20 protein-coding genes are annotated in these 19,396 nt (G+C 46.5%); 9 read left to right on the top strand and 11 right to left on the bottom strand.

The features are described 5' to 3' along the window. Positions 1 to 29: 29 nt before the first annotated feature. From HMPREF0663_RS05230 to nrfH, 5 genes are all read right to left on the bottom strand, one after another. Positions 30 to 581, bottom strand: a complete 552-nt coding sequence (locus tag HMPREF0663_RS05230) for a DUF3332 domain-containing protein (RefSeq protein WP_004369232.1) — start codon at positions 579 to 581, stop codon at positions 30 to 32. A 99-nt stretch (positions 582 to 680) separates the two neighbouring features. Then, positions 681 to 1,475, bottom strand: a complete 795-nt coding sequence (ccsA, locus tag HMPREF0663_RS05225; protein WP_004369231.1) for a cytochrome c biogenesis protein CcsA — start codon at positions 1,473 to 1,475, stop codon at positions 681 to 683. Further along, on the bottom strand, positions 1,472 to 2,767 hold the full coding sequence (locus HMPREF0663_RS05220; RefSeq protein ID WP_004369230.1) for a cytochrome c biogenesis ResB family protein: 1,296 nt from the start codon (positions 2,765 to 2,767) through the stop codon (positions 1,472 to 1,474). Before HMPREF0663_RS05220 ends, ccsA begins: the two co-directional genes overlap by 4 nt. 88 nt (positions 2,768 to 2,855) lie before the next feature. Further along, on the bottom strand, positions 2,856 to 4,352 hold the full coding sequence (gene nrfA / locus HMPREF0663_RS05215) for an ammonia-forming cytochrome c nitrite reductase (protein ID WP_004369229.1): 1,497 nt from the start codon (positions 4,350 to 4,352) through the stop codon (positions 2,856 to 2,858). A 44-nt stretch (positions 4,353 to 4,396) separates the two neighbouring features. After that, positions 4,397 to 5,011, bottom strand: coding sequence for a cytochrome c nitrite reductase small subunit (gene nrfH / locus HMPREF0663_RS05210; protein ID WP_004369228.1), 615 nt, complete (start codon positions 5,009 to 5,011; stop codon positions 4,397 to 4,399). Between the two features lie 430 nt (positions 5,012 to 5,441). Here nrfH and HMPREF0663_RS05205 point away from each other — a divergent pair, with 430 nt between their 5' ends. After that, positions 5,442 to 6,002: an NAD(P)H-dependent oxidoreductase gene (locus tag HMPREF0663_RS05205; protein WP_004369226.1), complete on the top strand. Its 561-nt coding sequence runs from the start codon at positions 5,442 to 5,444 to the stop codon at positions 6,000 to 6,002. 13 nt (positions 6,003 to 6,015) lie between these two features. After that, the gene (locus HMPREF0663_RS05200) at positions 6,016 to 6,573 is read left to right on the top strand and encodes a flavodoxin (RefSeq protein WP_004369225.1); all 558 of its coding nucleotides are present in this window, start codon (positions 6,016 to 6,018) and stop codon (positions 6,571 to 6,573) included. 101 nt (positions 6,574 to 6,674) lie between these two features. On the opposite strand, the gene HMPREF0663_RS05195 is transcribed toward HMPREF0663_RS05200, so the two are convergent. From HMPREF0663_RS05195 to dapB, 4 genes are all read right to left on the bottom strand, one after another. Beyond that, positions 6,675 to 7,313 (bottom strand): WbqC family protein, encoded by a 639-nt coding sequence (locus HMPREF0663_RS05195; RefSeq protein WP_004369224.1) that lies wholly within the window; start codon positions 7,311 to 7,313, stop codon positions 6,675 to 6,677. Further along, on the bottom strand, positions 7,310 to 7,705 hold the full coding sequence (gene lepB, locus HMPREF0663_RS05190) for a signal peptidase I (protein ID WP_261794062.1): 396 nt from the start codon (positions 7,703 to 7,705) through the stop codon (positions 7,310 to 7,312). The genes HMPREF0663_RS05195 and lepB (HMPREF0663_RS05190) overlap by 4 nt, the downstream gene beginning before the upstream one ends. A 152-nt stretch (positions 7,706 to 7,857) precedes the next feature. Further along, positions 7,858 to 9,306, bottom strand: coding sequence for a signal peptidase I (gene lepB / locus HMPREF0663_RS05185; RefSeq protein ID WP_004369222.1), 1,449 nt, complete (start codon positions 9,304 to 9,306; stop codon positions 7,858 to 7,860). 8 nt (positions 9,307 to 9,314) lie between these two features. After that, positions 9,315 to 10,070, bottom strand: a complete 756-nt coding sequence (dapB, locus tag HMPREF0663_RS05180) for a 4-hydroxy-tetrahydrodipicolinate reductase (protein ID WP_004369221.1) — start codon at positions 10,068 to 10,070, stop codon at positions 9,315 to 9,317. 107 nt (positions 10,071 to 10,177) lie between these two features. Here dapB and HMPREF0663_RS05175 point away from each other — a divergent pair, with 107 nt between their 5' ends. The 3 genes from HMPREF0663_RS05175 to dprA are packed head-to-tail and all read left to right on the top strand — an operon-like array spanning position 10,178 to position 13,002. Next, complete coding sequence (locus HMPREF0663_RS05175; RefSeq protein WP_016665451.1) at positions 10,178 to 11,473, top strand: DUF2851 family protein; 1,296 nt, start codon at positions 10,178 to 10,180, stop codon at positions 11,471 to 11,473. Continuing rightward, entirely contained in the window at positions 11,470 to 11,874 is a 405-nt protein-coding gene (locus HMPREF0663_RS05170; RefSeq protein ID WP_016665450.1) for an acyl-CoA thioesterase, read from the top strand. The genes HMPREF0663_RS05175 and HMPREF0663_RS05170 overlap by 4 nt, the downstream gene beginning before the upstream one ends. Then, the gene (gene dprA / locus HMPREF0663_RS05165; RefSeq protein WP_004369218.1) at positions 11,875 to 13,002 is read left to right on the top strand and encodes a DNA-processing protein DprA; all 1,128 of its coding nucleotides are present in this window, start codon (positions 11,875 to 11,877) and stop codon (positions 13,000 to 13,002) included. Positions 13,003 to 13,006: 4 nt separating this feature from the next. Here dprA and HMPREF0663_RS05160 read toward each other — a convergent pair whose 3' ends face one another. After that, positions 13,007 to 13,585 (bottom strand): hypothetical protein, encoded by a 579-nt coding sequence (locus HMPREF0663_RS05160; RefSeq protein WP_004369217.1) that lies wholly within the window; start codon positions 13,583 to 13,585, stop codon positions 13,007 to 13,009. Between the two features lie 109 nt (positions 13,586 to 13,694). On the opposite strand from HMPREF0663_RS05160, the gene dusB reads away from it, so the two are divergent. From dusB to HMPREF0663_RS05145, 3 genes are all read left to right on the top strand, one after another. Beyond that, entirely contained in the window at positions 13,695 to 14,675 is a 981-nt protein-coding gene (dusB, locus tag HMPREF0663_RS05155; RefSeq protein ID WP_016665447.1) for a tRNA dihydrouridine synthase DusB, read from the top strand. Between the two features lie 23 nt (positions 14,676 to 14,698). Next, entirely contained in the window at positions 14,699 to 15,889 is a 1,191-nt protein-coding gene (locus HMPREF0663_RS05150) for an esterase (protein ID WP_004369215.1), read from the top strand. Between the two features lie 277 nt (positions 15,890 to 16,166). Then, positions 16,167 to 17,411: a transglutaminase-like domain-containing protein gene (locus tag HMPREF0663_RS05145; protein ID WP_004369213.1), complete on the top strand. Its 1,245-nt coding sequence runs from the start codon at positions 16,167 to 16,169 to the stop codon at positions 17,409 to 17,411. 234 nt (positions 17,412 to 17,645) lie between these two features. Here HMPREF0663_RS05145 and HMPREF0663_RS05140 read toward each other — a convergent pair whose 3' ends face one another. Further along, positions 17,646 to 18,086, bottom strand: a complete 441-nt coding sequence (locus tag HMPREF0663_RS05140; RefSeq protein ID WP_004369212.1) for a Fur family transcriptional regulator — start codon at positions 18,084 to 18,086, stop codon at positions 17,646 to 17,648. Positions 18,087 to 18,309: 223 nt separating this feature from the next. Here HMPREF0663_RS05140 and HMPREF0663_RS05135 point away from each other — a divergent pair, with 223 nt between their 5' ends. Next, entirely contained in the window at positions 18,310 to 19,362 is a 1,053-nt protein-coding gene (locus HMPREF0663_RS05135) for a class I fructose-bisphosphate aldolase (RefSeq protein WP_004369211.1), read from the top strand. Positions 19,363 to 19,396 lie beyond the last annotated feature (34 nt).

Below are 19,396 nucleotides of genomic sequence, written 5' to 3'. Positions count from 1 at the left end.
TGAATTATATGCCGATTAACAACCGTAAACTATCGCATTGCCCAATATGTACCGCCGTTCACAGCCATTCTGGTCTGATATACACCGGCCTCATCCAATGTTACATCGATCTTTTTCCCATCGGGAAGGCTGGCCTGAATAGTACCATCGGGATTGAAACGGAATATCTCTGTCTTCTTCCCATCTTTCTCCTGTAACCACGAATCGGTGGCTTTGTCGTAAGTGAAGAGCAGTTTTTCGCCATCCGGTTTTGTTATTTCGTAGCCTTTCTTCAAAGTCTTTACGGCATAATATTTACCATCGGGGCCCAGTACCTGCTGCGTCTTGCCCACACGACTCGCCAACGGATTGGAACCGCTCCAAAACTCAACCGCATTAAGTATTAGCACATCGGCCGTTCCACATATAGCATAAGCCGGCGAAATAACCAAGAAAATAATCTCATTCAGAAACTTACTGTTGGTTGCACGCTTGTTCCATGAAGCTAACTTATTGAACAAAGCGAAGCTACCCACGCACGATGATGTTAACAAAGCACCTGCCAACAGCAATGAAGCAACCTTTAAATGTCTCATCTTCATAATCAATATCTATTTTAAAATTATTAATCGGCGTAAAGATACAATAAAAACTCTATACCTATATAATATGAAAACTTATTTAACGTTCCTTATTTCTGTTCAACTAAGATTATAGGTATGTACGCTGGCTCCCTGTGCCGACGGCAGATAATTGATGCCCCACCAGCACATTTGCAGCAGCACGAAGAAAACAACCAGCATCCATAGCGCCGTTCGAGCCTTGGTATGTGGGGTATCGAGTCGGTAATGTATGTACGCCAAATATGCCAGCCATGTGGCTGCAGCCCACGTTTCTTTCGGGTCCCATGCCCAATAATGCCCCCATGCCTCGTTGGCCCAAAGGGCACCGAAAAGCATGCCGATAGTAAGAAATGCCCAACCTACGTACACTAAGTTGTCACAGATATCCATTTCCTGCTTGCTTGCAAGTGTTTTTCTCCTGATAAAGAGCAGGTATGCAGCCATCACAAAAGCCGCACCGAACAGAGCATAAGCAAACATATAAACAATGACATGAGGCGCAAACCATGGGCTTTGTAATGCCGGCATTAGCGTTTTACTGTGTATTTCCGGCCTGAAAATGTTCACACAAACGAACACTGTAGCCAACACAGTAGAGAAAGATAATATCCACGGATAGCGCCAACGTGAATACACAACGATGCCTGTAAGGGGCAAAAAGAAAGAATACCACAGCCGTGTTTCGCCCATTGTGCGCAATGGAGGGCGCTCCAGAGCCACCCACATCAATACTATATAGCTGAAAAACACAACAAGTCCCATGATTGTAGCGCCGAATACCAGCATTGGTTTGCCTTTCCATGCCGCCAAGGCGCCCGTTATCCACAGCATTACTGCCACAATAGCAAAGACAACAAAGTAATTCCAGCTCATTTCTCTGCCTCCTTTCTTCTGCTACTTGCTATAAGAAATATTCCTACAGCACCGATCAACAACAAATATATACCTATGTAAACAACGGGCAACCATGGGTTTGAAACCAACTCGAATACGCTGTATGTACTCCATTTGCCCATTTCTTCGTTGTAACCGAGCTGATATATCTTCCATCCGTTAATCGAGTATGGCTTGTTTACCTCTACTTCGGCCTGCTCGTTTTTACCGTCCTCGGTGTATATATCGATAATCGAAGCATAACGCCGTGGTTCGGGATTGCTCATGACAAGCGTGTGTTTATCATCAAGCCGCAGTGTCTGAAAAGGAAACAGATAGCTCCCGCACGTTACCCATCCCTCCTTTTCCACAGTTCCCCGTACAGCTTTCACATAAAGAGCATAGGCCGAACCGCGTGCATCCGTAGCAACAAACCCTCCCGTATTGCGTGCCATGCCGAGCGAATCCATGCGTACGTTCGCCATCATTCCCCTCGGTATCTTGCTTATCATCTTAACCATCGAGGCCGGAATGGCGTTCTGTATGCGTTTAACAATATGTATATCCCAGCCGTTTAGCCGTCCGTCGGCGATATTCTCATAGGCAACAATACTTTCAGGCCTCTTCGACGGCTGCGGGATACCCTGCCTGTCGATCATCATCAGCTTGGGCGGATACTCTTCAATGGTAAACTTTTCCAACTGAATTGCGATTGGTAGCTCATGAACATTATTCCAAGCATCGATACCACGCCACTCCGGCTTTCCTAACTCGCAGTACATTTTCAGCCGTTGCATATCTGCACTGCCCAAAGTTCCGCAGGTCAGGACGATAAAAAGGCCGATATGGCAGACAAAGGACGGCAGTTTTCGCCACTTAAAAGTGGCAAGTTGGTGCAATGCAGCCTCGCCGACAATAACGGTAAGCCATATATATACGAGGATAAAAGGCCAGAAATTCAGCATTTTGGTCAACCCGATAGGATCGGAAGACGGGCTTCCTTCGGCCGCTTGACGTGTCAGTCCCATGACGATTGTCAGCAATACAGCTAAGACAATGGCCGGCACTGCTGCCTGTACAGTAGTAATGAAACGACAGAAATAATATCGTTTTCGCAGCAAGCAGATTACAAAAAGCAAAGCCATGAACACGGCCAGAACGACTAAGTTGGCCGGCCAAACGAAAATACCCCATTCAAGCGGACCGATTGTCAACTGCAACAATTCGCCCGTAACCGACAGACCGACAGTGATAGCTGTTCCTTCTTTCAACGTATAAGGTTTATTCCACATAAATCATAACATATAAAAGGGGAGCATTGGGTATCAATGCTCCCGTTCTACAACGGCATTTTAACAATCTCGTTCCATAGCGCTTCGGCTACATTGGCTTCGAAACAAAACGCTTATTCTTGCGGGCCGTTTCGATCCACTTGGGCACCACGCTGTCGAGGAAGTCCTTCTTTTGAGACCTAAGCTGCCTCATATTCAAGCCTACATATTCCGCTGCTTTCTCACGAGTAGACAAATCAGGAAGAGGAATCGTACCGGTATAGCCGTGTCTTGCTACAATACGTGCCACTTGCAGACGGGCATCTTTGGCATACTCCATGGCGTCTGCCAACAATCTCATCACTTCCTGCGGGGCATGGAAAGCCGCTCCGTGTCCGGCAAGTGCATAATCCCACCGCCATTGACTCTTGCGGATATCCTCCAATGTCTTCTTCATTTCGGGCTCGGTTGCACCATGTTCCCATGCAAACTTTGCCTCTATATGGGCATAGGCCAACTCTTTATCGACCTTACCAGCAAAATCATACACCTTCTTTTCACGGTCATAAACGTTCTTACGAAGCGTCTCTGCATCCTGTCGATGGCAGGTCTGACAAGTACGATCGATATGTGCCAAGGGGCTCATGATATGGTGATCCGTATATTTAACGCCTCCCTCGGCTATATAAGGCATGTGGCAATCTGCACAAGACACATTGCGCTGACCGTGAATACCCTGCATGAATACCTCATACCCGGGGTGTTGAGCCTTCAAAATCTTAGCTTTCGACAGCGGATGAACATAATCATAGAACCCGATACTGTCATAATAAGCCTCGGCATCCTCACAGGTGAGCCCCTTTTCTTGCGGGAAATGAAGATATTGCCCGTTATCTTTTTCGAAATAATACTCCGTATGACACTGTGCACAAACCAAGCTCCGCATCTCTTGATGAGTAGCTTTTCTGACGTCTTTCCCTACACGTGCCCACGCTTCATATAGCGCCGGGCGTGCCGGACGCAGGTCCATAGTGCGGGCATCATGGCAGTCTGAACAGCCTACAGTATTCATTACTTGGTCTCCCCACTCGCTCCATTTAGCCGCATAGAACCGGTTTATGCCCTTTTCACGCATCAGACGCGGCACGTCGGGGCCCTTACAAGTCCAGCAAGTGCCGGGCTGTATGTCTGCTTGACCGTCTACTCCCGGGCTTCCGGTACGCAGTATTTTTCTCAAATCCTCTATACAATGGCGATGTCCACGCGGCGTATTGTACTCACGCGAGAATGCATAACCGTCCCAAATCACTACAATTTCGGGGTGTTCTTCTAACACATCCTTCTCCTGAGAGCCGTTGTATTTGCTTTCAAAAGTCGTGTCTTCCGTCATCGACCACGTCTCATACTCCCGCGGAAAATCATCTGCGAATTTCTCGTTCTGTGCAACTATCGAGTCTTTAAACATATTCTTACGGTTATTGAAGATACTTACAACCTCGGCTCTTCGCTCCATAAGAGACGAAACAAGCAGACCTAAAAGGAATACAACAACCATCGATCCTCCGAACAACAGCCATCCTTGCCAACGTTTCAATTGTTTTACCATAATATATCAGGTATTTTTAGGTTTATGTTTATTGTATAAATACTTTATCTTATTTTGCTTGAAGGCACCATTCTTTGCAACCATTCGGGAACAGGCGATGAAGGCAGCGGCACTTGAGTTTCGGCATAAGGCGTGCTCGACAGCGAGTTAACACCGCCATGGGGTACTTCTCGGTGGCAATCCCAGCATGCCTTGCCCTCTCCTCGCTTAGCCATCATGTAATTGATACGGCCGGTTTTCACAAATTCCTGATTGAGTTGTGTATGACAGCGTATACAGTTATCCATGATAACCTGCGCAGATGCGTCCTCAGCATTGATGGCTTGATGCTCACTATGGGTAACGAAATAGGCCACATGCTTCATTCCGTCTTTGCCTTTAAATAGGTATTTCATGAATAGGTTTTGGTGCGGAACGTGACAGTCGTTGCATGTAGCATCGCGACCATGCGAGGAATGCGACCACGTAGCATAGTAAGGGCTCATGATATGACAGTTTACGCATGCCGCAGGATCATCGCCTATGATATACGTATGCATGCGCAACATGTACGCGAAAAGCAACCCAAGCCCCACAACGGTGCCTCCTATCACTAACAACGCCACCTTTTGGCGATAGGAAAACAGGTCTTTCCATGCTATAAGTTTACGTAAATTCATAGACTTGTTTAGTTAGAAATAATGTCAGACGTTACAAATGTAAAGATTTATTTTAATATGTATTGTAAACAAATAAGAAAAACATCATTATTAATGAGGATAAACTATGTTAATATATATTTATCGCAAAGATAACACCTTATCGCCGGAAAAACGAAAGAACCTGCATACTACAATGACTGGCAGCAAAAACATCGGAAACAGGAATACCGGACATCGGGCACAGGCACTACGTTTATCAACGACAGACATGCCGTGTATCGGCGATAGAGGCACTGTCTGTTCCCCGCAACGGCATGGTACGTTACAACCAACGGCGCACGGAAAAAGTAAAAAAGGATATTTTTTCCGTAAATTATATACAGTTGTTCTGCTGCAATCTCTCTATCTTTGCAACATCAGATAATAACACTAAAAAAGATAAGAGCAAATGAAGAATGTATTAATCGTATCAGGTCACACCGATTTAAAGAACGATTCGGTGGCCAACAAGACCATTATTAACGAACTGAAAAGACTTCTACCCGAAGCAGAGTATGATATTTTGAGCGATCTTTACCCCGATTATCGGTTCAATGTAAAGGCTGAACAGGAGAAACTCGTTAAGGCCGACATCATTGTATGGCAATTCCCGGTGTTTTGGTACAGCATGCCATCGCTGCTGCGCAAATGGATCGAAGACGTTGTCGTGCACGGATTTGCTTACGGCTCCACAGGTACGGCACTGAAAGGCAAGCGGCTCATCGCCTCTTTCACTACCGGAGCTCCCGCCGAAATGTACACTAAAGAAGGGTTTGTAGGCTACACTATCGAAGATATTATCGGCTCGCAGCTGCGCCCCACCGCCAATCTGTGCGGTATGCAGCTTGCCGATTTCGTATATACGGGCGGCGTTTCGTACGCTTCGCGCAACGAAACGGGTGCCATAGCCGATATGGAAGCCCGCAGCAAAGAGCATGCACAGCGGCTTTTCGAGGCTATTAAATCATAAAAAGAAGCTATTTATGAAACGAACATTTTTAGCCATCGCCACCGCTATGCTCATCATGGTGACGGCTTGTGCGCAAGGCACATCACAAAAAAAGGAAGGAAAGAAAATGAAAACTCTCGTAGCTTATTTCTCTGCCACAGGCACTACGAAGCAGGTAGCAGAGCAACTCGCAGCCGCTACAGGCGCCGATTTGTTCGAGATAACACCCCAAAAACCGTACACGAATGCCGATCTCGACTGGACAAACAATGCTTCTCGCAGTACTGTAGAGATGAAAGACCTCAGTTACAGGCCACCAATAGCCAAGACGGTCAGCAACATTAAGGATTACGATGTGGTGTATATCGGCTTCCCGATATGGTGGTACACGGCACCGACCATTATCAATACGTTCATCGAAAGTTGCAATCTGCAGGGCAAGACTGTGGTTCCGTTTGCCACATCGGGTGGAAGCTCCATCAAGAAAGCGTGTGATGACTTGAAAAAGGCTTACCCCACAATTAAGTGGAAAGCAGGACGTTTGCTGAACAGTCCTACCCAAAAGGAACTTAAAGCATTTGTTACAGAATAGACAAGAATGCAAAACGATAAAGATTTTTGCACCTGATAAAACAAAGTGCCGGACCGTCTGTTTGCAGATAATCCGGCATTTTTATGTGCCACTGCCCCTCCCTACAGATATAACACGGCCTCGGGACCTTCGTTGAACAGCAGATCGAGAATGCTTAGATTTGGCTGAAAACCGTGCTTCAGGGCATAAACTTGATAGTATTCCTGCGGTTCGAATTCAGCATCGGGCAACGGATGTTTCGGACGAATGGCATCTCTGAAATCCATGATGCCTGTATCTGTTGCTTCCGAACCATTGACTTCGGGTAAAAAAACATACTCGTCGGTCGTGCTTACACGGGGCTCTATATCTAATAACTCGCACATTTTCTGCATGATTTCCATATTGAAATCGAAAAGAAACGCCCAACGTTTTTCATAAAAAGGACGCAAATCGTCGGCATAGAAATCGAAAAAAGGGCTCTCTCCATAGGCAGACAGCAGTGCATTCCAATGCAGATGGCGCCAGTTTCCGTGGTCGCTGATGCGTACATCGCGCATAAGCATATCGCCTTCATCGTGCACTATAGGGACGGTAAGTGCCTGCCGTCCGCCGGTTGCAGCTATAATGCAACGGTTACGGTAAGTTTGCTTGATAAAACTGTCGCAGCGTTCTATCAGGCATGCTTCGTATCGGTTCAGCTTCTGATACCACTGAACAGGACCGAAATAAGTAGAAGAAAGGAGTGCTGTTGCCGTCATCTGAAAGGAAAAATACGATAGGCTCGCCCTATTATCTTACTGTGGCGAACAAGAAGTTTGGTGTTCCCTGTGGTAATAAGATAGCATCTGCACTCTTTACAATCGCATATCTTGCAACATCGGGTGGGTATGACATATTTACTGCCACGGCAAACTATCGTATCTCCGGGTACCAAAACGATACGCCCCGCATAGTAAGCACTGTCGCCGAAAACTACGTATTCGCCCCGTCGAAGGTCGGCACGCGACAGTCTGTTCACCAATACTCTGTCGCCGTTTCGCAATTCGGGCCGGATATCCGTACCGTTAACAGTAAATACAGTGAACATGTAAGCGCGGATAAATAGCATGATGGATATGCAAAGTGCTATCGACAATGCACAGTGAAACACATTCCGCAAGACGCGCCAAAACTGTCTATCATCATCCCTGCTTCCGATTTTTGTCTATAGTCTTAACGATTGTTTTAATTATCTGCATAGTTTCCATGGGCAGGAAAGAACAGATTTCTGCCATACCTCTATGGCAGAACCCGCCCCTCCATTTACTTTATGTTGTCTACAAACTTGAAAAGTCGATGCCAACGTATACCGCCAAAGCCGTTACGATCAGGATCTGACGACCACCAAATGAATATCGGTTTGCCCACAATATGGTCTTCAGGTACGAAACCCCAATAACGACTGTCGGCTGAATTGTGCCTGTTATCGCCCATCATCCAATAGTAATCGAGCTTAAAGGTGTAGCTTGTGGCCAATTTCCCATTAATGTATATCTGTCCGTTTTTCACACTAAGGTCATTCCCTTCGTACACTTTGATCGGTCTTTCGTAGATGGCGATATTGTTCATATCGAGTTTAACGGTTTTGCCTTTGGCAGGTATCCATATCGGCCCGTAGTTATCGCGCGTCCAACCGGTAACGGCGTTTAGCGGATAAAGGTCGCCTGTCTGCGCATCCGTATTCAAGCGTATGCTCTCTACCAAGTCTTTACGCTTCGAAAGTACAGCCACAGCATGCTTCGTAAGCGGCATGTAGTGGTTTTGGTTCAAACTTGCAAGGTCTTCCTCCGAGATTCCTAACTCTTTCAGCAAGTTTTCGGGGATGTTCTGTTTCAACTTTATATAATAAGTATACTGTACGTTTTCGGGTTCCTTGAGAGGTTTCCCGTTTATATAGACGATACGGTTTTTAATCTGAAGCGTCTGCCCGGGCAGTCCTACACAGCGCTTCACATAGTTTTCTCTACGGTCTGTAGGACGCGTCATTATGCCGCCATAAGTCTGGAAGTTATCTAATATATACTTCCGCCCTGTGGCATATACGGCATCGAAATACTCTCTCTGCTGTACCTTATTCAATACACCAAGATCGATAGGCACAGGATTTTGCGCAGCTATAATTTGCTCTCCAAAAGAGTAAACCATCTGATAATAGTCCTGAGCCTGCCACTGTTCGTTGCAACAAAGTGTATCTCCGGCGGGGAAGTTGAATACTACAATATCGCCAAGCTGTACTTTTCCCAATCCTTTCACGCGTCGGTAATTCCAGTGGGGCCAATCTATATACGACTTACAATTGAAAACAGGAAGCGTATGTTGGGTAAGTGGCATCGTTAGAGGTGTCTGCGGAATGCGCGGGCCATAACTTACTTTGCTCACAAACAGGTAATCTCCCGTCAGTAAAGACTTTTCTAACGAACTTGAAGGGATGACATAATTTTGAAAGAAGAACTGATTGATGAAATAAACCGCCACCAATGCGAACACCAAAGCATCTACCCAACCCATGACAAAGCGCACCGGACGCTCGGCATCTCTCCACCATTGCCACTTTATTCGTTTGGTTATGTACACGTCGTAGATAAAAGGAACGACGATAAGTCCTAACCAACTCTTCAACCAATATAAGAAGATGAGATATAAAACCAATACTACAATGAACTTGGTCCATTGCACTTTCATGTTCAGCTTTGCTTTTTCTTTGTCGATCATGATGTATCTTAGAATTTAAAAAGATCGCTTGTGGTGAGTAATCCTGTATGTGTAGCCGTGTATTCTGCGGCAAGTACCGCGCCGAGAGCAAAGCCCTTGCGGTTGTGGGCATCGTGCGTAATGGTGATGGAATCCGCTTCACTGTCGTAAGATACCGTGTGTATGCCCGGCACTTCATCTCGCCGTATGGAAGCAATCGGCAATTTATCGGCAGTAGTTTCGTTGCTTCCAGTACGTGTACCGTCGGCATGCACCTGCAATCCCTTTACCCAACCGTTCTTACGGTCAAGGTTTTCGATGATTTCCTCGGCCAGACTGATGGCTGTTCCAGAAGGAGCATCGAGCTTATGCACATGATGCGTTTCCTCCATCGTTACGTTATATTGCGGAAAGTTGTTCATGATTTTTGCCAAATAACGGTTGACTGCCGAAAATATAGCAACCCCTATCGAGAAATTGGATGCCCAGAAAAGCGTATTACCTTCCTCGTTGCACAGTCTTTTCACATCGTCTCCGTGGTCTTTCATCCATCCTGTAGAACCGCTAACCACTTTTACATGGTGCTTAAAAGCTTTCAAGTAATTGCCGTAAGCAGCCATCGGCGAAGTAAATTCGATAGCCACATCGGCGGAAGAGAATGCTGATTTATCGAAATCGTCTTGATTATTAACATCGATAATACTAACGATTTCATGGCCACGGCTTATGGCTGTCTGTTCTATCATCCTGCCCATTTTGCCGTAGCCTATTAAAGCAATTTTCATATCAATTCGAATTAAATCGTTGCAAAGATAAGTATTTTTCCGTTGTTCTTTCCATGTATTACGATTTTTTTAGTAGTTTTGCACGATTAAAACATCCTCAAATCTCTATGGAACAGCTACTCCATTACGTTTGGAAACACAAAATGTTCCCGCTATCCGGCCTTAAAACGACCGACGGACATACGGTGGAAGTCATCGATACGGGGCTTCACAACATGAATTCCGGGCCTGATTTCTTCAATGCAAAGCTGAAAATCGGCGATACAATGTGGGTTGGAAACGTGGAGATACACGAGGCATCGAGCGATTGGTATGTACATAAGCATGATAAAGACGCTGCCTACGACAACGTGATCCTGCATATTGCAGGTATAGTCGACACCGATGTGTGCACACAGAGCGGATTGGTAATTCCGCAAGTGCAACTGGATGTACCGGCCACAGTAAACGAACATTACCGCGAACTGCTGCAAACAGACAGCTATCCCCCGTGCTATAAGGTCATTCCCAGCCTTTCACAACTGGCAATCCACTCATGGATGAGCGTCTTACAAACCGAACGTTTAGAACAAAAAACAGAGGCTATTAAGGCACGGACTTTACTTTGCGAAGGCTCATGGGAAGCGTCTTATTTCGTTACATTAGCCCGTAATTACGGTTTCGGCCTCAATGGAGACGCATTCGAAGCATGGGCAAGAAGCATTCCTTTGCACGCTGTAGACCATCATCGCGACAATCTTTTCCAGATAGAGGCCGTTTTCATGGGGCAGGCAGGGCTGTTAGAACCCGAAACAATCCCGCAGAGACACCGAGAAGAAGCACTGAACGACGGCTATTTTTTAAAACTCCGCAACGAATATCTTTACTTGGCACATAAGTTCGGGCTTACTCCCATGAATGCTAAACTGTGGCGGTTTCTGCGGTTGAGACCGCAGAATTTTCCGCATATCCGCATCTCTCAGCTCGCCAACCTGTACTTTTCCCGTCGTTCAGACCTTAGTACGTTGATCGAATGCGATACGGTTAAGCAGGCCGAGCGCATGCTCCACACCTCCGTAACCCCCTATTGGGAGACGCATTACACTTTCGGTTCCGTCAGCGAAAAGAACGAGAAACAACTCTCTTCGGCCTCTTTACATTTATTAATGATCAACACTGTCGCCCCGATGCTTTTTGCCTACGGACGATACAAGTCTGACGAAAGACTCTGCGACCGTGCGTTTACCTTTCTCGAATCGCTGAAAGCCGAAAACAACCATATCGTACGAATGTGGAAAGAGTGCGGTCTGACTGTGCAAAATGCCGGAGATACGCAAGCGCTCATACAGCTTAAAAAAGAATATTGCGATAAAAAAGACTGCCTGCGCTGCCGTATAGGATACGAATATCTTAGAAGAAAATGAAATATATATTTGAAACAACAATGGAAGTGCGCGACTATGAGTGCGACATCCAAGGCATTGTGAACAATGCCAACTACCTTCATTACATCGAACATACGCGACATTTGTTCTTATTGTCTACCGGTTTGAGCTTCTCCAAGATGCACGAACAGGGCATAGATGCCGTAGTCGCGCGTATGAACCTGCAGTACAAGACACCGTTGAAGTGCGATGATCTGTTCATATCCCGATTAGGTTTGCACAAAGAAGGGCTGCGCTACGTGTTCAACCAAGATATTTTCAGGGCTTCAGATGAGAAACTTTGTTTCAGAAGTACGGTAGAATTGGTCTGTCTCATCAACGGAATACTCGGCAATAGCGAAGACTATGACAACGCTTTCTCTAAATACTTGACCGAGTAGATGGATACCCAAGAGATCATCAACACTATTGCGCTCACCCGTATCAATTACTTCTATCTTGCGGGCCTGCTTGAGCTATACCGCCGACTCGGCTCGGCTACTGCTGCCATAGAGCACCGCAATAACATTCTGGATGTGGTTCCTGACGCCTCACCCAAGTTGGTTAAGGCTTTTAAAGAACTTTCGGAACCGCTGAAAAGGGCAGAAACAGAGCTGGAATGGGATATGAAAAACGGCGTCGTTCCGCTTTGTATGAATGACGAACGGTATCCACAACGCCTCAAGGAATGCGACGATGCACCGTTAATGCTATTCTATAAAGGTAATGCAAACCTCAACCAAGCCAAGATAATCGCCATCGTGGGTACACGGCGGTGCACTATGTACGGACAAGACCTTATCCGCAGGTTCACCGCTGAGTTGAAACAACACTGTCCCAATGTACTTATAGTAAGCGGACTTGCCTATGGCGTCGATATCAATGCGCACCGCTATGCCTTGCAGAACGCCTTCCAAACCGTGGGAGTGTTAGCTCATGGACTGGATGACCTGTATCCTCCGCGCCACAGACAGACTGCCGAGGAGATGCTCCTCCACGGCGGACTGCTCTCAGAGTTTCTTACCAATACCAATGCAGATAAGGTAAACTTCGTTCGGCGCAACCGGATTGTGGCGGGAATAGCAGATGCTGTCATCCTCGTAGAGAGCGCCTCGCAGGGCGGAGGGCTTATTACAACGCGCATAGCCCGCGACTATAACCGCGATGTATTCGCATTTCCCGGCCCTGTGGGGGCACCCTATAGCGAAGGATGCAACAATCTGATCCGCGATAACGGTGCAGGTTTGATTTCCAATGCTTACGACTTTGTGAAAGCAATGGGCTGGGAAGGCGATGCAAAACTACAGCAAACCCGAAAAAGCGGCATCGAACGAGAGCTTTTCCCCAATCTTACAGACGAGGAATTGCAGATAGTGAAAGTCCTTGCAAAGACCAACGATTTGCAAATAAACATGCTTAGCGTACAATCGAACCTACCGATCGCCCGTCTTACGGCTTTACTGTTTTCTATGGAAATGAAAGGAGTAGTCAAGACATTGGCGGGCGGCGTGTATCATCTTCTGGCATGACGGTTCAGAAAGTATACCCTATTGCTATCACCAATTGGTTATAATTCATGCTGTTTCCCGCATCTGTACGATGCTGAAACTTAAAACCTATCTCCGGAGAAAGCGTACCCTTTCCACAACGGATATCCAATCCGGCAAAGGGTTTTCCATAGAATCCCAGCTTCGTTTGCTTGCTATAGCCCTCACAGGGTATCAGAAAAGCATAACCCACATCTCCTCCTATATACGGTACTACACGAGTATGAGTGAGCCGGCATTTCAAAAAACCGAAAACAGGGATATACAAATTCTGTACAAATGAGGGTGAAAAATTGCTGTATGGCGGCGGAACGATATCTACTGACGAGCTATAATCCATCCCTATCTTGTCATAACTCTGGCTCGACCAAAACAGTCCGGTACCCACACCTGCCGAAACCATACCGTCTGTACGATATCCATAAACAACTTCCACACCTGCCGATTCACAGGTATAGTTTATAAATCCTCCTTCATAAGCCGCTTTCAACTGCACATAACTCTTGCGTTGTGCTTTCACGGGCAATACCGCCGACAGCATTATCCATAACAAAATTTTCTTCATTTCCAACGATACGTTTTCTCTATAAACGCCGTCGAAGCCTCATTCTTGCATGCGTTTTCATGGAAAAACCGTATCTTTATTGAAAATCTTTTGTAATTTTGCCAACAATATGAAGATAGGAAATATAGAATTCGGTAACCATCCGCTCTTCCTTGCCCCTATGGAAGACGTCACCGATATAGGCTTCCGTCTGCTATGCAAGCGCTTCGGAGCTGCCATGGTTTATACGGAATTCATCAGTGCAGAGGCACTTGTGCGCTCCATTAAAGCTACCATGAGCAAGCTGACCATCAGCGATGAAGAGCGTCCTGTAGGCATACAAATCTACGGACGCGATGTTGTATCGATGGTAGAAGCGGCAAAGATCGTCGAAGAAGCGCATCCCGACGTGATCGACCTGAACTTCGGATGCCCCGTAAAGAAGGTTGCAAGCAAGGGAGCCGGTGCAGGTATGCTTCGTAACATACCGCTGCTTTTGGAGATTACACGCGAAGTAGTGAAAGCAGTTCATACCCCTGTCACCGTTAAAACTCGACTCGGCTGGGATGCAAATAACCTCATCATCGCCGACCTTGCCGAACAACTGCAAGATTGCGGCATACATGCGCTCACTATACATGGCAGAACGCGCTCGCAAATGTACACCGGAAAGGCCGACTGGACGCTTATAGGCGAAGTAAAGCGTAATCCTCGCATCCATATACCCATCATCGGGAATGGCGACATTGCTTCTCCATCCGAAGCAAAAGAGGCTTTCGACCGCTACGGAACGGACGCTGTCATGATCGGACGTGCTACCTTCGGGCGACCTTGGATATTCCGAGAGATCATAGATTTCTTGGAGAATAGCGATACACCTGCAGCTCTCACCCTTAATGATAAGATTGATATCCTCGAAGAACAGCTACGCATCAACGTCGAACGCATAGACGAATACCGCGGCATACTGCACACGCGCCGCCATCTTGCGGCAAGTCCCGTCTTCAAAGGTATTCCCGACTTCCGACAGACACGCATTGCCATGCTACGGGCCTCAACGTTCGACGAGCTCATGGCTATCCTCGAAGACTGTCGGGCACGCCTTTCGTAACCCCCACACCAAAACAATATCTCATGAAAAAGCTATTTATGTTCCTTGCAGGAGCAGCCTTTTCTTCGGTTGCTTTCGCACAACAGGCGCTTTGGGAGTACCCCAACGTGCAGTCGCCCATCATCAACAGCGACGGTACGGTGACCTTCAATTACTTCGATCCCGATGCAAAAACCGTGGAAGTACGCGGCGATTTCGCCGAAATACATCAAGAGAACCTCGCCATGACCAAGAATGAAAAAGGCGTATGGAGCGTTACCACACCCCACAGACTGGCACCCGAACTCTATTCGTACGCCTTCATAACAGACGGAATACGCCGACTCGATCCGGCCAACGCCTATCTCAATCGCGATGTTTCTACCTATACGAACATCTTCATCGTATCTCATTCGAAAGACGACAAGGGCGACTTGTACAGACCGAATGCCGTTCCGCACGGCAATGTTGCCAAGGTTTGGTACGATAGTCCTACGCTGAAGATGCAACGACGTATGACTATTTACACGCCGGCAGACTATGGCAAGGGTAAAAATTACCCCGTTTTGTACCTGTTGCACGGCATGGGAGGCGACGAAAACGCATGGAGCGAGCTCGGCAGAGCCGCACAGATTATGGATAATCTCATAGCTGCAGGCAAGGCAAAGCCTATGATCGTCGTTATGCCAAACGGCAATTCGAACTGCGAAGCTGCCCCCGGAGCATGGTCGGCAGGCATGTATACGCCTTCCGGAACGGCCGTTAAAACTGCTCCGAAAGCCACTTTGGAAGAAAGTTTTATGGATATAGTGAACTTTATAGACGCACATTACAAAACTATCCGCAAGCGCGAAGGGCGTGCCGTGTGCGGTCTGTCGATGGGAGGAGGCCACACTTTCGGCATTTCACGTATGTATCCGACCATGTTCGACTACTATGGACTGTTCTCAGCCGCCGTACGCGTAGGCAAAGAATATTCGAGAGATTCGTTCTATAAAGATGCTATAGCAAGCACAAGGTTTGCAGGCGAGATGGATAAACTGTTCGCAAGCTCGCCCAAGCTCTACTGGATAGCCATCGGAAACGAGGACTTTCTCTATAAAAACAATACGGAACTGCGCCGATACCTCGACGAGAAAGGCTACAAATACGAGTATTTCGAGAACGACGGCGGGCACCTCTGGCGTAATTGGCGCATCTATCTGACCATGTTCGCCCAACGGCTTTTCAAATAAATTCATGGCACATTTCCGTTAAGGATGCAAGGAGTTTCCATACTGTTCAGAAAACCTTTGCATCCTTATTTTATTGCCTATGGGTTACGTACCGCGGTAACAATTCCCACATACAGGCATTCTATCGGCCATAGGCATGGCTTTTACGTACAATAGAAGTAGGGTAGAATAAAAATAAACATGCAATGTATCGCAACATTTCTACCCGTTTTTTCGTCTTACATTTACAGAATAACCATAAAACGCATATATTTATAAAAACTTAACCATTTTATTTATGAAAAGAAAACTGTTCTTCTTATTTGTTTCAATGGCCGTTTGTCTTTCGTTACATGCACAGACCGATTCCGAAACACTCAACAAACTCTTCGTTAAATGCCGCGCTCTAAACGATACTTACACGGAGTTTTACCAACAAAAAGATTATGTAAATACCGTAAAAACGCTGCGAACAATGCTGCAAGAACTTGATAAATTGCAGCTCACTAAAGCCGAACAGAAAAAATATCAAGAGTTGGTAAGAGCTGCAAAGAATAACTCTTATTACAATCTCGCTTGCTCCTATGCCTTACAAAACAAGAAGAAAGAGGCCATAGAAGCATTCAAGAAATCTATTGAGTACGGTTATAAAGACTATCGCCATGCCCTGACAGATACCGATTTCGATGGCATTCGCAACGACAAACGGTTCAAACAAGTGCTCGAGACAATACGCGAATACGATTATTTATACATACTCCGTCACGCCAAAGGCTACCGTAAAGAAGCGACAGACACGCTTCCTCGCTTCACTTATCAGCAGGCCGACGACCATTCTCTGAAGCAAATGCGCACATTCTTCAAGCTCGATTCCGTGGCCGGAAACGGCGATGAAGTGTCGAAGATTATCAATATTCTAAAGTTCGTGCATAACTCTATCCCCCACGATGGCGGCAACTTCGGCATGTGCGAGGGCGATGCGTTCGACATATACAATTATTATAAGGCTACCGGCAATGGTGTCAACTGCCGTCAGTTGGCCATCGCGCTGAACGGAATGTACCTTGCAATGGGCTTCCCCTCGCGGTATGTAACCTGTATGCCCAAGGACGAGAACGACGGCGACTGCCATGTAATCAACTGTGTTTACTCTTCTAAACTCAACAAATGGCTTTGGATGGATCCTACTTTCAATGCCTATGTGAAAGATGAGCATGGTAATCTGCTGTCGATTGCCGAGGTTCGCGAGCGTTTAATTACCGATCAGCCTCTTTATCTGAACGAAGATGCGAACTGGAACAATAAATCTAAGCAGACTAAAGAGAAGTATTTAGACGACTATATGGCCAAAAACCTCTATTGGATGAACTGTGTAGACAACAGTTGCCTTAATCCTGAGGGGCGTTACAGGTACTATGGTGAGCGCTACATTGTGCTTCTTCCGGAAGGATTTAGTTCGCCTGCTACCGTTAGGTCGTTTTACACGGCCACCAATGATGCCGATTATTTCTGGCAAAAGCCCCCGAAAGAAGGTGATAAATGATATAAAAACAACCGGCATAGCTTTCTCCCGTCTCTTTCAAGAAAGGAAATCACGTTTGTAAGAAATGCGGAGAAAGCATCATAGGAATTTGGCTTATCTAAGTATTCCATAACTTTCAAAGATAAAGAATTAAGGGCATGACTGCCTTTCCGGTATGCTTCAGGCAAGCTAAATTCCTACAATATAACAATCAATCGTTCGTCCCTAATCCTTCATCCCCCATCCTCAATCCCGTCACCTCGATTGCCTGTCGAGCTTTTCGGCACACTCCGGGCAGAGTCCTTTCAGCACATAATTGATGCTGTTGAGCCGGAAATCATCGGGCAACGGCACTACCGGCACCGCTATATGCTTCAGACAAAAGGTGCGGTGGCAATGTTCACAATAGAAATGCGTATGCTCATCGTCTACCGAACAGTCGCAATTGTCGTCGCAAACGGCATATTTGAGTGCGCCCGAACCGTCGTCGATGGCATGTACAAGGCGGTGAAGAAGGAACAAGGATAATGTTCTGGAGATGGTAGACTTATCTATCGTCGGCAGAAAACGCTCCAAATCGGGCATCGAAACGGCCTCATCGCCGCGCATCATGGCCCGCAGAATAAGCATACGTGTGGCGGTCGGCTTTATTTCGCGGTGCTTCAACTTGTCCAAATAGTACAGTTCATCTACCATAGCGGTTGCAAATTTACACAGAATAATCGTAACCTCAAAATTTTATTCGCACCATGTATTCATGCTACACAGCCGGTGTATGCCCGATACACCTATGATATGCGTCCGATAGAATACCTATCTAAAATACTCACAACAAGGTATTGTGTAATCGAATGATTATGAGTATCTTTGCAATGCTACCCAATAAAGAGTGGCACGATCTAAAAATATATTTTATATTATGAGTAAAGTAACCGATTTATTAGGCAAAGACGCAGCGTTTTACCTTGAACATGAGTGTAAAACAATAGACAAACAATTGCTGCATCTGCCCGGAAAAGACGTGATAGACACGATATGGGCAGAGTCTGACAGAAACATCCGTACGCTCGAAAGCCTGCAACAACTGTTCTCGCACGGACGACTTGCCGACACTGGATACCTCTCTATCCTGCCCGTAGACCAAGGTATAGAGCACTCGGCAGGTGCTTCTTTCGCACCCAACCCGCTGTACTTCGATCCGGAGAACATCATCAAACTTGCCATAGAAGGCGAATGCAATGCCGTTGCAACCACTTTCGGCGTATTGAGTTCCGTAGCTCGGAAGTACGCACACAAGATACCTTTCTTGGTTAAACTGAACCACAACGAGCTGCTCACCTACCCCACAAGCTACGAACAAATAATGTTCGGCACCGTTAAAGAGGCGTGGAACCTCGGCGCAGTGGCCGTTGGAGCAACGATATACTTCGGTTCCGAAGACAGCAGACGGCAGTTGGTAGAGGTTGCAGAGGCTTTCGAATACGCACACGAGTTAGGTATGGCTACCGTACTGTGGTGCTATTTGCGTAATAGTGCTTTCAAGAAAGACGGCGTAGACTACCATTCGTCGGCCGATCTTACAGGACAAGCCAACCATATAGGCGTAACCATCAAGGCCGACATAGTAAAACAAAAGCTGCCGACCAATAACGGTGGCTTCAAAGCAATAGGCTTCGGTCGCACCGATGAGAGGGTTTATTCGGAATTAACCACTACACATCCCATCGATCTTTGCCGTTATCAAGTGGCCAATGGCTATATGGGACGCGTAGGACTTATTAACTCTGGCGGCGAATCTCATGGCGCATCAGACTTGAAAGATGCCGTTATTACGGCCGTAGTGAATAAACGTGCCGGCGGTATTGGTCTCATCAGCGGCCGGAAGGCATTCCAGAAACCGATGAAAGACGGTGTGGAATTGCTGCATACCGTACAGGATGTTTACCTCGACAAGAGTATTACAATAGCATAATCCGGAACTTCTTCCACGGTTACTATTGCCTGTA

The organism is Hoylesella oralis ATCC 33269 (assembly GCF_000185145.2).
In the GTDB taxonomy this organism is placed as follows: Bacteria; Bacteroidota; Bacteroidia; order Bacteroidales; family Bacteroidaceae; genus Prevotella; species Prevotella phocaeensis.
The sequence above is the reverse complement of the archived record's forward strand: the minus strand, read 5'-3'. Positions and strand labels throughout refer to the sequence as shown.